Source organism: Chitinophaga cymbidii (genome assembly GCF_007992715.1).
Lineage (GTDB): Bacteria > Bacteroidota > Bacteroidia > Chitinophagales > Chitinophagaceae > Chitinophaga > Chitinophaga cymbidii.
On the sequence record NZ_BKAU01000001.1, the window covers coordinates 2,161,456 to 2,176,619 of the forward strand.

The 15,164-nt window shown below is 53.2% G+C and carries 11 protein-coding genes; 3 read left to right on the forward strand and 8 right to left on the reverse strand.

The window, feature by feature from the left end:
* The first annotated feature begins 1 nt into the window (after window position 1).
* Window positions 2-1,387, forward strand: coding sequence for an undecaprenyl-phosphate glucose phosphotransferase (locus tag CCY01nite_RS08870; RefSeq protein ID WP_186830976.1), 1,386 nt, complete (start codon window positions 2-4; stop codon window positions 1,385-1,387).
* A 200-nt stretch (window positions 1,388-1,587) separates the two neighbouring features.
* Entirely contained in the window at window positions 1,588-2,292 is a 705-nt protein-coding gene (locus CCY01nite_RS08875; RefSeq protein WP_146859787.1) for a nitrogen regulation protein NR(II), read from the forward strand.
* 2 nt (window positions 2,293-2,294) lie between these two features.
* Here CCY01nite_RS08875 and CCY01nite_RS08880 read toward each other — a convergent pair whose 3' ends face one another.
* Together CCY01nite_RS08880 and CCY01nite_RS08885 are read right to left on the reverse strand one after the other, a co-directional pair.
* Window positions 2,295-3,506, reverse strand: coding sequence for a M56 family metallopeptidase (locus CCY01nite_RS08880; protein WP_146859789.1), 1,212 nt, complete (start codon window positions 3,504-3,506; stop codon window positions 2,295-2,297).
* Window positions 3,503-3,871 (reverse strand): BlaI/MecI/CopY family transcriptional regulator, encoded by a 369-nt coding sequence (locus CCY01nite_RS08885; protein WP_146859791.1) that lies wholly within the window; start codon window positions 3,869-3,871, stop codon window positions 3,503-3,505. The genes CCY01nite_RS08880 and CCY01nite_RS08885 overlap by 4 nt, the downstream gene beginning before the upstream one ends.
* Window positions 3,872-3,974: 103 nt before the next feature.
* Here CCY01nite_RS08885 and CCY01nite_RS08890 point away from each other — a divergent pair, with 103 nt between their 5' ends.
* Entirely contained in the window at window positions 3,975-5,459 is a 1,485-nt protein-coding gene (locus CCY01nite_RS08890) for a glycosyltransferase family 39 protein (protein WP_146859794.1), read from the forward strand.
* Between the two features lie 40 nt (window positions 5,460-5,499).
* Here the strand turns inward: CCY01nite_RS08890 and CCY01nite_RS08895 are convergent, their stop codons facing one another.
* From CCY01nite_RS08895 to CCY01nite_RS08920, 6 genes are all read right to left on the reverse strand, one after another.
* Window positions 5,500-6,624, reverse strand: coding sequence for a DUF4998 domain-containing protein (locus tag CCY01nite_RS08895; protein ID WP_146859796.1), 1,125 nt, complete (start codon window positions 6,622-6,624; stop codon window positions 5,500-5,502).
* Between the two features lie 18 nt (window positions 6,625-6,642).
* The gene (locus tag CCY01nite_RS08900; protein WP_146859798.1) at window positions 6,643-7,809 is read right to left on the reverse strand and encodes a DUF4959 domain-containing protein; all 1,167 of its coding nucleotides are present in this window, start codon (window positions 7,807-7,809) and stop codon (window positions 6,643-6,645) included.
* A 26-nt stretch (window positions 7,810-7,835) separates the two neighbouring features.
* Window positions 7,836-9,728 carry a RagB/SusD family nutrient uptake outer membrane protein gene (locus CCY01nite_RS08905; protein ID WP_146859800.1) on the reverse strand — a complete coding sequence of 631 codons (1,893 nt, stop codon included), beginning with the start codon at window positions 9,726-9,728 and terminating at the stop codon, window positions 7,836-7,838.
* Between the two features lie 12 nt (window positions 9,729-9,740).
* On the reverse strand, window positions 9,741-13,190 hold the full coding sequence (locus CCY01nite_RS08910; protein ID WP_246129893.1) for a SusC/RagA family TonB-linked outer membrane protein: 3,450 nt from the start codon (window positions 13,188-13,190) through the stop codon (window positions 9,741-9,743).
* A gap of 153 nt (window positions 13,191-13,343) precedes the next feature.
* Window positions 13,344-14,300, reverse strand: a complete 957-nt coding sequence (locus CCY01nite_RS08915) for a FecR family protein (protein WP_146859802.1) — start codon at window positions 14,298-14,300, stop codon at window positions 13,344-13,346.
* Between the two features lie 179 nt (window positions 14,301-14,479).
* Window positions 14,480-15,064, reverse strand: coding sequence for an RNA polymerase sigma-70 factor (locus CCY01nite_RS08920; protein WP_222614332.1), 585 nt, complete (start codon window positions 15,062-15,064; stop codon window positions 14,480-14,482).
* Between the last annotated feature and the right edge of the window lie 100 nt (window positions 15,065-15,164).

The window sequence follows — 15,164 nt, forward strand, 5'->3', positions numbered from 1 at the left end:
TATGTTGTACAGATATCTGAAAATATTCCTTGTTCAGATCATAGTGCTTGATTTTATTTGTCTGAACGGCATCTTTTTCCTGGCCGGCTTCGGCCTGCGGCAGTATGACCTGCAGGTGCACCAGGGAGCGGACGCACTGCTGCTCGTATCCAACATCGCCTGGGCGATCTCCTTATATACATCGGGATTATATTCCGTGAGCCAGCAATTGTCATACGAGAAGATGGCGCGGAAAACAGCGCACAGCGTGCTGATGTATCTGTTGATACTGTTGCTGTTCCTCTTCCTTTACCAGCAGTTATACTCGCGCTTTTTTGTGATGATGTATTGCTCGATGTTCATCATCGCCGTGGTCATCAACCGGCTGTTGTTCTACTGGATCACGGATTCCATACGCCGGAGCAAGGGCGTGGAAAGGAAGATGGTGATCCTGGGATATAATGAAATGTCCAAACAGCTGGCGGACAACCTGCTGGCGGAAAAGAGCAACCTGAAAATGGAAGGCTACTTCGAGGAGTACAGTAAGGTGCATGAGCTGTCCTACTACCCGGTAATAGGCAATCTGAAAGATTGTGTGCCCTACGCGAAATCCAACAACATCCGGGAGATCTACTCCACGCTGTCGCCGGAGCAGTTCCCGTATTTGTACACGCTGGCGTATGAAGCGGAGCAGCATTTCATTCACTTCCGTTTTGTGCCGGACTTCAAGATGTTCGTGAACCGGCAGATACATGTGGATTACTTCAACAACATCCCGATCATTTCACTGCGCGCGGAGCCGCTGGACGATATTGCCAACCGCATCCGCAAGCGTATTTTCGATATTGTGTTCAGCACGCTGGTGATCGTTTTCCTGCTGAGCTGGCTCATTCCGCTGCTGGCGCTGCTAATACGGCTGGAATCGAAAGGGCCGGTGTTCTTCATCCAGCACCGAACGGGAAGAAATAACCGTTCGTTCCGCTGCCTGAAGATGCGCAGTATGTATGTGAACAAGGACGCCAATTCCAAACAGGCCACGCGGAACGACAAACGTTTCACGAAGATCGGCCGCATCCTGCGCAAAACGAACCTGGACGAAATGCCGCAGTTCCTCAACGTATGGCTTGGCGACATGTCCGTTGTAGGGCCGCGCCCGCACATGCTCAAGCACACGGAGGAATATTCAGCCATCATCCAGCAATACATGGTACGCCACTTTCTGAAGCCCGGCATCACCGGCTGGGCGCAGGTGAACGGCTACCGCGGCGAGATCACGGATACCCTGCATCTGCGGAAAAGGGTGGAGCACGATATCTGGTACATGGAAAACTGGTCCGTTTACCTGGATTTACGGATCATCTTCCTCACGGCCGCCAATACTTTGCGAGGAGAAAAAAATGCTTTTTAAAAAGAAGGCTGTCATTCAACATTTTATAGGAACAGACTGTTATAAGCTGTAAGGGCCAACGTTTTACTTATTGTTTATGATTATTTATAATATATCTTTGCGTCAGAAAAAATAGTATTTTGTAAGAACACGTTATGGCGACCAATGCCAGGCAGTCTAATTGAATTTTGAAACTGAATACAAAAAATAAGGGGTATATAATGAAATCTTCCACGGGAACACGCAATCTTCCTGAAAACAAGTGGCTGATCGATGATGTTTTTCATGAGTTACGGTCTATTCTCGCCGGTATACTTTCCAGTGTTGAGCTGATCGAAATGTATGGAGCAAAACCCGACTCGGCGGAGAAGATCAACCGGCAGGCCGGCTTCATCAAATTGCAGGTGATAGAGCTGGAATTCCAGTTACAGAATGTAAAGATCGTGCAGCATATCCTGAACAATACGCTCAGACCTCATCTTGCGCCGGTGAACCTCATCCATACGCTGGAAACATTTTTGCAGGACGAGCGCTATGCATTTTTGTTCGGGCAGGGCGTGTCGTTTGAGATGAATACGGACAATGAAGTAGCGGAGGTGGATGAGTTGCTGCTGAAGCAGCTGGTGCTCAACATGGCCTACCGGATGATGCGGAACGCGATGATGAACGACCAGCCGGTCCTCCGTTTTATTTTTGAGGAAGACCAGCTGATCATCAGCGGGCGGTACACGGCCAATGGCACCGTATCATCCACGCTTAAAACATTTACACCCGAGAACCTGCTGCATGCCGGCGCCTTCATGGACCAGCGGATCTGCCAGCTCATTGCTTTGATCGCAGAGATGCATGGCGGCAGTTTCGGGATTGAAGTGGAAGACGAGCGGAATGTGGAAATGCTGGTGAAGATACCTTATCAGGCGGATTGAATTTACAGGCCCTTCATTTCCTTTTCTGTCGCGCCGTGCACATATAATGTTTTTTCCACCCTGTTATAACCTATGACGATATAGCCGTTATTTTTTATCATGTAATCTATCCGGTAAACGCTCGCCACGCCGCCGTGGTTACCTTTCAGCGAAATCCCCAGTTCCTTCACACTATTATTTTCTCCCATCACTTTCGATGTGATCTGCAGCTGGCAGGTGTCTTCCAGGAATGCCGCGCGCAATTCCGGGAAAGTATTTTCCTCGAATTTTTCCAGTGCTTCCCAGGAAGCGCTTTCGCCCAGCAGCGTTCGTGGATGGATGATCAGCCGTTTTCCTTCTTTTTCTTTTTTCAGCACAACGCCATTGTCATTGGCGCTGCCGTTCGCAAGCGGCGAAAAGCTGTACATGGCCAGCGCAAAGCATGGCAGTATCAGCAGGTACAGAGATTTTTTCATTTGATGAGTATTTGATTGAAAGAGAGAATGGATTCTTTTTTTAACCGGATGTGCGCCGTAGAGGTTCAGCAACCGGATGTCTTTTGTGGTGGTGAGGCGTATCAGCAGGTGGGCGTAACCGGCTTTGCCATGCTGCTGTGCGGCGGCATGGTCTGCTTCATACTCATGCAGCTCTTTCAGCCGCCGGTGAAAAAGGTATATTGCGGGGTTGAACCAGCAGACCGTCTTCAGCAGTTCCATGAGGATGTTATCCAGGCTATGCAGTTGCCCGGCATGCGCGGCTTCGTGCCGGAGGACCATCGTTTCTTCTTCGGTGGGCAATCCTTTTTGCAGGAATACGGTGCGGAAGAAAGAAGCGTTGAGCGTTTCCGTCCGGATAATTGTCAGTGGCCCTGACCTTTCCTTTTCACCGGTTTGAAACAGGCGGTACAGCCGCCAGCCCTTCAGCATGAACGCGATCAACATCAACAGAAAACCAGCCCAATAAATATAGGCGATAATGTTAGTTGAACCGCCAGCGGCGGTGATCATGGCTTCGCTTGCGGTGTCCCCGACAGACGTGAATCCCGGTACTTGCCTGTACACCCTGGCTACCGGGCTTTCCGGCATCTTCAATAAAGGAAGGAGCAGGGAAAGCGCAATAACAGTGAGTATAAAGAAGCGGTTCCAGCGGTAAAAGGTGAGCCTGTGCAGCGCTACCGCATAAAGCGCGTAAAATAAAAGCAGGCTGCCGGTGGTGGTAATCAGGTAAGCGATCATGAGCGGGATTGTTGGTCGATGAATTTCTTCAGTTCGTCGATGTCTTTCCGGCTAAGTTTTTTTTCTGACACGAGGAAAGACAGCAGGCTGGAAGTTTTGTTGTCAAAGTATTGCTTCATCATCCGCTGGTAAGTACTTTTGCGGTACTCATCCCGGGAAATGGCGGGGTAGTACTCATGCGTTTTACCATATGCCTTGTGCGTCACGAACCCTTTGGATTCGAGTATCCGCACGATGGAGGAGATGGTGGTGTAAGGGGGGCGCGGCTCTTCATCCAGCCGTTCGATGATGTCCTTTACGAATCCTTTTCCCATGCTCCACAAGGCTTGCATGATCTTTTCTTCCGTTTTGGTTAATTCCTCCATGTATATTGATTGAATACTGCCGTGAAGGTATAACGTATTTTTCAGTTATACAACTTATTTATACGTTGATTCGTTATTTAACGATTATATTTATCTTGTTAATATGAATATTGCAGGTCTGTCAGCCTGGTTGAAGGAGAATAAGCTCATCGCGGCAGCGCTGTTTATTATCCTCGCACTAAGGATCATCTTTATTGGCGCCATGGGGCTCATGCCGCAGGACGCCTATTATTCTTTCTACGGCGAGCATCCCGCGCTTTCCTATTATGATCATCCTCCGGCCATCGCCTGGCTGCTGAAAGCATTCACCACCCTATTCGGGAAAAAGGTTTTTGCGATCAAGCTGGCGGATACCGTGGTTACAGGCCTTACGATGGTCTGCTTTTACCGCCTGTCCCTGCTGTTCCTCAGCCGGCACAATACGCAAAAAGCCCTGTTGCTGCTATTCCCCACGCTGATGATCACCATCCTTTCCCTGGTGTCTACCCCTGATGTTCCGCTGATGCTTTGCTGGGCGCTTACGTTGATCTGTCTTTACAAGGCCGTCTTTGAGGAAAGAAAAATATACTGGATCTGGGCGGGCGTGATGATGGGGCTGGCATTTGACAGTAAATATACCGCAGTGTTTCTGCCGTTCGGACTTTTATTGTTCCTCCTCTTTTCGGCACGGCACCGCAAATGGCTGTGGTCGCCATGGCCCTGGATTGGCGTGGTGATGCTGCTGCTGGTCAGCAGTCCCGTTATCATCTGGAACCTCCAGCACAACATGGCCTCTTTCAAATTTCAATCCACCGGCCGTACAGGCGGCATTGAAGTGCGGCCGCTGGACTTCCTGGGCGTAGTGGGCCACCAGGCTGCCATCCTCCTGCCGGTGCTGTTCTTCGGCCTGCTCGTAATGTTATATAAAACGGTACGCAAATACAGGCTGCGCATTGCCGCCGTGCCGCCGAAAAAACTTTTCCTGCTCTGCTTTTTTCTCCCCATGTTCCTCGGCTTCTTTGTGATCTCCCCTATCTACTGGGTAAAGCTGAACTGGATGATGCCGGCGTACATCAGCGGCATTATCTGGGTGAGCGTTTACTTTTCTTACAAGTACATCCGCTGGCAGCAGATCGTGGCGGTGATCGTGCATCTTGCGATGGCGGTGGAACTGCTTTTCTACCCGGTTCCGGTCAATTCGGATGATGTATGGATGGGCTGGGGCGACATGGCAAAGTCTGTTAAAACGCTGCGGGCGCAGTACCCGGATGATTTCCTGTTTTCCGCGGACAGTTACAAGACCAGCGCGGTACTGAATTTTTATTTTGATGAGATGGTCTACGGGCAGAACATCCTGGAAAAATCGGCTTTGCAGTTTGATTATGTGGGTACGGACCTGGATGCGCTGGCGGGAAAGAACGCGCTCTTTATCAACTCAACGCCGGAAGTAGGTGATGAGAAGGACGAAAAGGCGTTTGTGGCTACTTTGAAAGAATATTTCACCGAGGTGCATCCCCTGCCGCCGGTGATCTGTAAGAGAGGCGGCAAGGTAGTGCGGAAGTTCCTCGTGTACCGTTGCCTGAATTATCACCCTGACGGCATTGAATAAAAAAACGGGAGCCGGCCACTGCCAGCTCCCGTTAAAGAAATTATTGTATGACCCCGTACACCGCAAATTCCGCAAGGTGGGAATGGACGGTTGGGCCTTTGGTCATGTACACCCTGATGTGCTTCATCACCGGCGCTCCCGTGATGTTGAACGATTGCGGCCCCGTGATGTCCGGCAGCGCGAACGTTCCGTAAGTTACCCACGTATCACCGTCATCGCTTCCCTGTATGGAAAACTCCGTAAAGTCCGCATTCAGATAATCCGACCGCGAGATCAGTTCCACCCGTGTTACCTGCACGGCTGCTTTCATGTCAAATGCCAGCCAGTACGGGTATCCGGTGATGTTGGACGTGTGCCGGGAGTGCCAGTAGGTAGATGGGTCTCCGTCCAGCACAAACTCCGGCGGGCCGCCAACGGGCATCTGACCGGTTGCTTCAAAGGTGCTGGCGGTGGCTACCCATGCGGACCGGTCGATCTTTGACGCCGGCATCTGTTCCACAAAATCAGTATAGAACGTGTCGATCGCCAGCGAATCCGGCAGGAACAAAGTCCTATAGCTGTAAGGAGTGTTAGGCTGGTAATCTGTTATTTCCGTGGAATCGGTTTTCGCATCCACCCGTTTTGTTACCGCATCGCCGGCGGTGTTGGTATATCGTACCTCGGTGGCGATGGCTCCGCTCACGGTATCGGCGGCGCCCCATTCGATCAGCATGGTGCCGTCGCTGTTCAGGGTGCTGGCGTTCAGCGCTCTTGTCAGCAGGCTGCTTTGGTACCTTTCACCGAAGACGGTGCCGGAAACTTCCACCGGCACGGATGCATTGCCTTTTTCATCGAAGGTGCGGATATTGAAAGTATAGTCGTTCTCCTGGAGGCTGGTGAAAGTATACCGTATGGTATCCTCTTTTGCGCCGATGTTCAGCTCCACCGAATCCGTCCGGTTATTCCAGTAGATGCGCGCTTTCACCACCTGGGGGTCCGGCCCGCGGAGCCAGGAGATCATTGCGCGGTTGTTGCCGGGATGCACCTGCGGGTTCAGGGCGATGCCGGGATAGATGATGCCGCCCGGCTCCAGGAAATCCTTGTAGTTGTCGTCCATTTTCTTGCACGCAGCCAGCAGTCCGGCTACGATGCAGGTCATTATCAGGAAATATGATGGTCTTTTCATGTTGTTCGTTTTGTGTCGTTACTGTATCTGTCCCCAGAAGAAGATCTCCGCAATGGTGACCTGCGGCCCGCCGCCGTAGGTGGCCAGCGTTTTCCATCTTACGTAGCGGTATGCCGGCGGAACAAAGTCCAGGTCATGATCTTCCCCGAGCACATGCGCGGCGTGGATCTCTTCCGCGGTAGGCGTGCCGGAGGGCTGGTAGTTGGAAAACTTTCCGAGCAGCTGCCAGTTGTTCCATCCGCCGTCCGGATCAGGATCATTGGAACCCCATAACTCATACATCTTCACATTGCTGCCGGTGAGGGTATAGTTCGGGAGGCGCTGGTGCATTCTCACGCGGCTCAGCACCACGGGGGCGCCGAGGTCTATTGTGAACCACTGGGGAGTAAGGGTATTATGCTTGGAGGCGAAGATGCTGCCGATATCGCCGTCCCACATTCTCTCCACGGGGTACTGCGATTCTACCGGCTCATTCGTGTCTGTAGGGAGGCGCAGAATGGTAAATGGCTTGGGCACCGGTTCTTCGAAGAAGGGGGTGAGGGTGGCGAAGAGCGTGTCTGACCGGTTGTCCCAGCGGTCGCGCAGGTACACCGCGAAACGTTTTTCGGTGGGAGGCAGGCCGCGGAAAGACAATACGTCTTCCGGCGCGCGGGTGTAGAATGCCTGCAGCTCCGTCCAGAATCCCTGGCCGCTGGTATCCGCCAGCAACACCACCGCGAGGTTCGCTTCCTGCGGGTTTTTGAACCGCATCTTCACACCACCGAAAGCCGCTTCGATCGTCAATGAATCAAACACGGTACGCACCGGCGGCATCAGCGGAACAACCGACACCGTGATCGGCTCGGAGGCTTTTTCATTCTTGCCCACGCTGTACAGCCGGATGTCGTAATGGCTGGTATCGCCGAAGCCGCTTAGCTTCAGCGTATCGGAGTAGATAGAGGACTTCGATTCCATGCGCACGCCGGGCCGGATGTCATATTCCGCTTTCACATACAGCAGCCCCGGATCTTTGGGCAGGGTGTAAGTGAGGATCACGCCGCCGGGTGTGCCTGTTACTTTAACGTTGCTGATCTGTTGCGGAATGGCGGTAGAAGGATCGATATGGTCGAGCCTGTCCATTTCCTTGCAGCCAGCCCATAGCAAGAGGGCGGAACAGGTTGAGAGGGTATATAATAGTTGCTTCATGTTGTTTGCGTTTTAAGGATCAGTATTTACCAGCCGATATTCTGCACGAGGTTGCGGTTGTTCACGATGGTGGCTTCGCGTATCGGGAAGAAGTAATCTTTAAGGCTGAACGTTTGATTGATCAGTACTTTAGGGCGATAGTAGAATGATTCTACCGACTGCTGGATGTCCCATCCTTCCACCGGCCTTCTGTACTCGCTGATAGCGGTTTTCCAGCGGCGGAGGTCCCAGAAGCGCTGTCCTTCAAACGCCAGCTCTATCAGCTGCTCGCGCTGAATGATCTCGCGCAGGCCGTCCTGCGTAGCGTATTTGCCCGGGAATTTCGACCAGGTATCCCAGGAGTATTGCACGCCTTCCAGCCCCGCGCGTTTGCGCACCAGGTCAACATACTGGAACACCTCCGGCGAGGGCCCCTGCGATTCGTTCAGCGCTTCGGCAAACAGGAGGTACAGGTGCGCGAGGCGCATCATCGGCCAGGGATAGGAGGTGATGGTGTAGTCTGTTACGCCCGAGCTTTGGGTGTTCTGGAAATGCACGTACTTTTTGATGAAATAGCCGGTCATTGATCCTTTGTCCGGGTTCGTTTTGCCATTGGGCTGGCCTTTCTTGGCCGCCACGTAGTAAAGCGTGGAGGGCTGGGAATCGTCATACTGCCCCTGTCCGTACCATACGCCGCCGTCAAATCCCAGGCTGGCATAGAAGCGGGGCTCGCGCCGGAAATTCAGCGCAGACGACGTGTAGCCGTTCCTGATATGCAGCTCTTCGCCGGCGCCCGAGCTGCGCAGCGCGTATTTATTGGCGAACCATGTTTTGTCTTCCGTGATGGGAACGCCTTTATCCGTATAGAACATTTCAACGATCTTCAGCGGCGGCGCCAGTTCGGACACGATGCGCGGGTTATCGATATACCGGTGGTCCACATTGGGCGTGGCTACGCGCTGTATCAGGCTGGCGATGCTCTGTGTGTTGGCCCAGATGATCTCGCTATTCCACCGTTCAGTGAATACGTTCCGGAGGCTCAGCTGCGTGGTGGTGGTGTCCGTGAGCTTGTATTGCTGCACGTTCGGCCGGTATTCATATAGTGCGAGGCCCGCATCATGACAAACGGTGATCGCTTCGCGGCAGGCTACCACGGCGGAATCCCATTTGTCTTTGGAATACGTGGTGTTGAACAGCTGCACGCCGTTGTTATTTTTAAGGGTAGCCTGATCGCTGTTGCCGTTGAAAAGCGGGCTGGCGGCGGTTACCAGCACTTTTGCCTTGAGGGAGTAGGCGATCGGCCGGGTAATGCGCCCCAGCATTTTTGCGGGATTGTCGATGTTCAGGGGCAGCTCGTTCTTCGCTTCATCCAGCAGCTGTGTGATGTATTGGAAGCAGGAATCCACGGGATCGCGGTAGACCTTTACCTTCGCGATGTCCACATCTATCGGCAGATTTTCTTTGATGATGGGAATGGGGCCGTACATTCTCAGGAGGTAGAAGTGGTACCAGGCTTTGAGGAATTTCACTTCGGCGATCCATTCCTTTCTTTCGTTGATTTCCAGGTCGGGTACTTTCCCGATGTTTTCGAGGAAGATGTTGCAATCGCGCAGGCCCCTGTAGAGGCTTACCCAGGAGCCCTCGCCGTAGGGGTTCACCGTGTTCTGCAATCCTCTTGCGATGTTGAACATGTTATGGTCAAACTCCGGGAAGCCTGGATCTGTCAGCGCCCACATTTCATCCCCGCCCAGGATGGCAGGGTCCGCGGTGAGATCACCGTCCCTGGGCATATATGAATAACAGGTGTACAGGAACTTCTCCGCTTCTGTACGCATGGTAAATGCATTGTCTATCGTGGAAATATTATCGGGTACTACATCCAGGTATTTTGCGCAGGAGCCGAGAGCTGTCAGCGCAATGAGGATCATTATCTTTTTCATGTGCATGTCTGATTAGTTAAAGGTCACGTTAGCGCCGATGTTGAACACACGTTGTACAGGATATCCCAGTCCGTTACCGGCCATTTCCACATCCCACATCTTGAATTTGCTGAACAGCAGCAGGTTGGTGCCGGTGAGGTAGATGCGCACGTTGCTGGTGTGCAGCCGGCGCTGGATGCTTTGTGGCAGGGTATATCCCACTTCCACCTGTTTCAGGCGGATGAACGCGGCGTCGCGCATGAACCAGGTGCTGGTCTGGTTGTTATTGTTATTCACTGTTGCGCTGAGGCGCGGCCAGATGGCGTAGATATCCTGGTTGTCTTCAGACCAGTGGCTTTCCGCATAGGCTTTGAGCAGCTGGGTTTCATTCTGGGCGGGGATGTCTGTGTCCCGCTTGAAAGGTGAGGTGGCGTTGGCGTCTATCCAGAATGACTGGTGCGCGGCCCCCTGGAAGAAGGCGGACAGGTCGAAATACTTGTAACGCAGCGAAAAGCCCGCGCCATAGATGATCTCCGGCACCAGCGGATACCCGATGGGCACCTGGTCCGCTTCGGTGATCTTTCCGTCCCTGTTCACATCCATGTATTTGATATCGCCGCCGCCGTACACCGCGCCAAATTCCTGGCGGGGAGAATTGGCCGCTTCCTTGTCGTCCACAAACAGGCGCTCCGCGATGTAACCGAACTGCTGGTTGAGCGAATTGCCTACGCGGTAACGCCAGAATTCCGCGTACTGCGGCTCTTCATACACGCGGTATTTGCTGGTGGCATAGGTGAAGTTGCCGCGGACGGACAGCCAGAGGTCTTTTGTCCAGGACTGCCCGTAATCCAGCGAAAGGTCCACACCCTGGCCGGAAGCCTCGCCCACATTGGCCCTGATCGGCGCGGAAAGCCCCATTGTATTGGGAATGGCGTCGCGCGTCATCAGGATGTTGTTGCGGTATTCGGAGAAATATTCCGCGATAACATTGATCTTGCCGAAAAGCCCCAGCTCCATGGCGATATTCTGCTTCTTCGCGGTTTCCCAGCTGATCTCGGTGTTGGAATAGCGCGATACGGAAATGCCGTTCTTGAATTCGTCCAGCTCGCGCCCGAAACGCGCGCCCCTGCCGGAACTGTTCATGTCCACATTGGAAAGATAAAAGAAGCGGTCCTGCGCCGTGCCGATCTGGTCGTTGCCCACCAGTCCGTATGAGTACCGCAGGCGGAGGTTAGACACGGTGCGCAGCAGCGGTTCCCAGAACTTTTCACGGGAAACGCTCCATGCCACGCCGCCGGAAGGAAAGAAGCCGAAGCGGTTGCTTTTGTAGAATCTTTCGGAGCCGTTGTACCCGAAGTTGAACTCGGCGAAATAGCGGTTGTCGTAGGAATAGGTGGCGCGGCCGGACAGCCCCACGTTCCGCGAAGGGAGCGATTGCTGCAGGTCGCCGGCATTGGCGTTGAGGCTCTGGCGGGTGATGAATACCAGCAGGCCGCTGACGCCGTGTTTGTTGAACTCCCGGTTGTAGTTCAGCATGGATTCCATGTAGAAAGTGGAGTTCAGCGTTTTGGGGCCTTCGTTGTATCCCAGGTATTCCGTGCCGTCATCGTTGATCTTGGAGATGGTGTAGCTGTCGCTCAGGCGGTCGTAGCTGGCGATGTTGTACCAGAAAGGATTGTAGTAGCGGTTCACGTCGAAGTTGGACGTGCGGTTGGTGTTCACCATCGTTCTCACGGAAAGCCCTTTCACCAGCGCGCTGAGATCCTGCTTTACCTCGAATTGCGCGAGCATCTGGGCGCGGGACTGGTCCCGGTAGCCTTTCACCATGTCCGCATAAGGGTTCAGGTATTCTCCGCGTTCGCCATAGTTGCCGAACATGATATGCCGTACATGGATGTGCTGATCATCCACCGGGTAATAAGCGGGGAAAAGCACGGGATTGGCCTGCATGATCTTCCGGTACATGCCCGCTCCGCCGTCTATAGGTCCCGTATAGTCGTCGAAGTTACCACTGAGGCGTACGATCAGTTCGGTGGATTTTGTGAGGTCGATGTTGACGTTGGCGCGGAGGGAATAGTTTTTCAGATCTATGTTGTTGTTGAAGTTATTGCGTTTGTCCACTTTCAGGATACCGTTATCCCTGCTGAAAGAGCCGGCCACATAGTACCGGGCAACATTTCCGCCGCCGCTGACGTTGAGGTTCACGCGCTGGTTCATGGTGTTGTTCTTGAACAGCATTTCGCGCCAGTCGTTCGCGGGATAAACCAGCGGGTTCATGCCCGCGGCGGTGTTATCAATTTTTTCCTGGGTATAGGGAAGGGTGCCGAGCGGGTTGCGCGTGAGCACGGCTTCGTTATGCAGCTTCATGTAAGTGACCGGGTCGGCCAGCTCGATATTTTTTGTGGGGGCGGAGATCGAATTTTCGAGGCGGAAGGAGATCTTGGCTTTACCGGCGACGCCCTGCTTGGTGGTAACGAGGATCACGCCGTTGGCGCCGCGGGCGCCGTAGAGCGCGGTGGCGGTGGCGTCTTTCATGATGGAGAAGCTGGCGATATCGTCTGGCTGCAGGCGCGCGAGATCGGTGGTCGTCAGTTCGATGCCGTCTATGAGGATGAGCGGGCGGGTGTTGTTGCCGAAGGTGGTGATGCCGCGTACGAAGAAGTCCGCATTATCCGCGCCCGGCTCACCGCTGCGCTGGTAAGCGATCACGCCCGCCAGTCTGCCTGCCAGCGCGGTGGTCAGGTTGCTGGAGGGTACTTTCAGATCTTTCGGGTTGATGGTGGTGATGGAGCCGATCACGCTTTCTTTCTTTTGTACGCCGAAGGCAACGACGGTCACTTCCCCGAGGGCGTTGGCGGGATTGGGCGCCAGCTTCACGTCCAGCGTGCTTCGTTTGCCCACGGTGATCCGCTGTGTGATGAAGCCGAGGAATGAGAATACCAGTACCTCGTTGTCGTTATTGATCTGCAGGGTATACTTTCCTTCCGCATCGGTCACCGCGCCGCGGGTGGTGCCGTCTACTTTTACCGTTGCGCCGGGCAGGCCGCCGTTCTCATCGTAGATCTTGCCGGTGAGTACACGCTGCTGCACCGGAGCGGCCGGCGGCGATGCGGCGGCGTCGTATTGTACAAAGATTTCGTCGCCCAGCACTTTGTAGCTCAGTGGATGGCCGCTGAAACACTGGTCCAGCAATTCTTTCAGTCGGGTGTTCTTTGCGGATATGGTTACTTTGACGGGGCTGCCGGCTACTTTGCCGTTATAGGTGAACCTTACACCGGACGCTTTGGCGATCTTTTCGAGCGCCGGCCCAAGCCGTTCGTCTTTCAGGCTGATGGTCACCTGTTTGTCCAGCAACTCCTGGGCGTTTGCATAGCCTGCCAACACCGTCAGGGCAGTGGAGCACAGCAGGAAGAAAATAAAGAGGCCATGCTTCATGCAACACAGCACTTTACTCCTGCCCGGCAGGGCATAGTTTTTTTTCATACGTTAACGTGTATTTAAATGTTAGATAATGGCTGTAACGGATGGAGGCTGGTATTCGCACATCCGTTATGCGCTGATCGTGAAATGAGCTTCCCTGTTCATTCCCTGTTGCCGGCGCGGGGTATGAAAGGATTTTGGTCGATTGTTATTTTTTCATCGGCAATTCCCTTGCGTAATGATATACTGTTCTCCTTTTTTGATTAACCTCGCATTTACCACAATGCATAGCTTGCTGAGGAATGCATCGATATCCTCACCGTTTTTCAGCCTGCCGTAAAACACACATCCGCTTGTTGACGGATCGGTCGTTATTTTCACGCCGAACATCCGTTCCAGGTCTGTTGCCACGGCCGCTACGGTGATATTACTGTACGATATGTTGCCAGCCCTGCGTTCCAGCATGGCGGCCGCATCCGGGTAGCTGTAAGCATCGATCCCGCCTGTTGTTTTATGGAAGACGCCCTGTTCCAGCGGCCGGAGGTTCTGGCGGACCGTACCCTGCGTCAGCAGCACCGAACCGCTGAGCAAGGTCACTTTCACATCCGCATCGGCCGGATAGGCGTGAACGTTAAAGGACGTGCCGAGCACCTGGGTGCTGAGCTTGCCGGTGTGCACAAAGAAGGGGATTTCTTCATTTTTCATGACTTCAAAAAATGCTTCGCCTTCCATGGTGACTTCCCGTTTGCCGGCCATGAATTTTTCCGGATAGGTTAAAGTGCTGGCGGGGCCCAGCCATACCATGGTGCCATCCGGCAGCTGGATCTTTTTACGTTCCCCATAGCCGGTGGTGATGATCTGCGCCGATTGCTGCGCCGGTGTTTTATGGAACAGCTTGCGGGCGATCAGGCCGGAAAGTATGAGCAGAACGAATACAGCAGCATATTTCAGCATTGTGAAACGCTTGCGGGGCTTTGTTTTGCCGATGTGCTGCAATAGGTTGCCGAGCATCCGTTCTTTCAACAACGTCTTTTCTTCCGGTGATGCAAGCGGCCATTCCGATGTTTTACCGGCTTCATGGCGGTACCAGGTGAGCAATTCCTGCCGTTCTTCTTCGGTGGCTGTGCCGTTGAGGTATTTTCCGGCGAGTTCTTGAATTCTGTCTTGCATCATTAGAAAATCGATTTAGCAACTCAGGCCGTTATATAAGTACCATAACTGGCGCTGATCCCTTAGTGTGGGTGGAAAATTTTTTTCCGGAAGTTGCGGAGCTTTATAGGTGGCGTAGCAAATGGGGGCGGTTGCCTGCGGGCTGAACGGCTTAACCGTTTTTACGCAGCTGCTGGAAAACGTCATTGATTATACAGCAGCAGCAGAAGCATGGGAGCGGATTGCTTCAGGTTCAGCCGGATGGTTTTCAGCGCTTTCGTAAGATGCGCCTCCGCGGTTTTGGGGGAGATGTTCATTTTTTCGGAGATCTCGGGGATCGTAAGCCCGTCGCGGCGGCTATATTCGAATACCAGCCGGCATTTCTCCGGCAGCTGCTCTACGATCCCTTCTACATATTCTTTCAGAAAACGGGCATATATCTTTTCTTCTTCCTCATCCACAGACCACCTTGCATAATTATCCCTGACGATCTGAAGCCGCCGCCGCTGGCGGCCGATGTGTTTGAAGACGGAGAATTTGATGGCCGTGGCCAGATACCCGTTCAGCGTATCGATCTGTATTTCTTCTTTCCTGTCCCACAGGCTGATAAAAACCTCCTGCGTGATCTCCTCCGCCTGCACCTGATCCCGGGTGAGGTTATAGGCGATAGCAAAAAGCCTTTCCCAGTAACGATTATAGATTTCGGTAAAGGCGTCCTGCCTCCCCGTTACGAGAAGTCTGATCAGTTCCTTATCTGATAAAGTATCGCAGGATACTGTATTGGCCACAGTCGTGATTTTATATTCCCCCTGTATATTAAGCCTGTAGTTAGGTCTATCATCTGGCGGCATCATGCGCCGGTGATCGAGCTAAAGTTAGTACTTCATC

Bases quoted from the DNA above. Each gene is read 5' to 3' on its own strand.
- CCY01nite_RS08870 (WP_186830976.1), top strand. From the start codon at position 2: ATGTTGTACAGATATCTGAAAATATTCCTTGTTCAGATCATAGTGCTT.
- CCY01nite_RS08880 (WP_146859789.1), bottom strand. From the start codon at position 3,506: ATGATCGCTTACCTGATTACCACCACCGGCAGCCTGCTTTTATTTTAC.
- CCY01nite_RS08885 (WP_146859791.1), bottom strand. From the start codon at position 3,871: ATGGAGGAATTAACCAAAACGGAAGAAAAGATCATGCAAGCCTTGTGG.
- CCY01nite_RS08895 (WP_146859796.1), bottom strand. From the start codon at position 6,624: ATGAAAAGACCATCATATTTCCTGATAATGACCTGCATCGTAGCCGGA.
- CCY01nite_RS08890 (WP_146859794.1), top strand. From the start codon at position 3,975: ATGAATATTGCAGGTCTGTCAGCCTGGTTGAAGGAGAATAAGCTCATC.
- CCY01nite_RS08900 (WP_146859798.1), bottom strand. From the start codon at position 7,809: ATGAAGCAACTATTATATACCCTCTCAACCTGTTCCGCCCTCTTGCTA.
- CCY01nite_RS08905 (WP_146859800.1), bottom strand. From the start codon at position 9,728: ATGAAAAAGATAATGATCCTCATTGCGCTGACAGCTCTCGGCTCCTGC.
- CCY01nite_RS08915 (WP_146859802.1), bottom strand. From the start codon at position 14,300: ATGATGCAAGACAGAATTCAAGAACTCGCCGGAAAATACCTCAACGGC.
- CCY01nite_RS08875 (WP_146859787.1), top strand. From the start codon at position 1,588: ATGAAATCTTCCACGGGAACACGCAATCTTCCTGAAAACAAGTGGCTG.
- CCY01nite_RS08910 (WP_246129893.1), bottom strand. From the start codon at position 13,190: ATGAAAAAAAACTATGCCCTGCCGGGCAGGAGTAAAGTGCTGTGTTGC.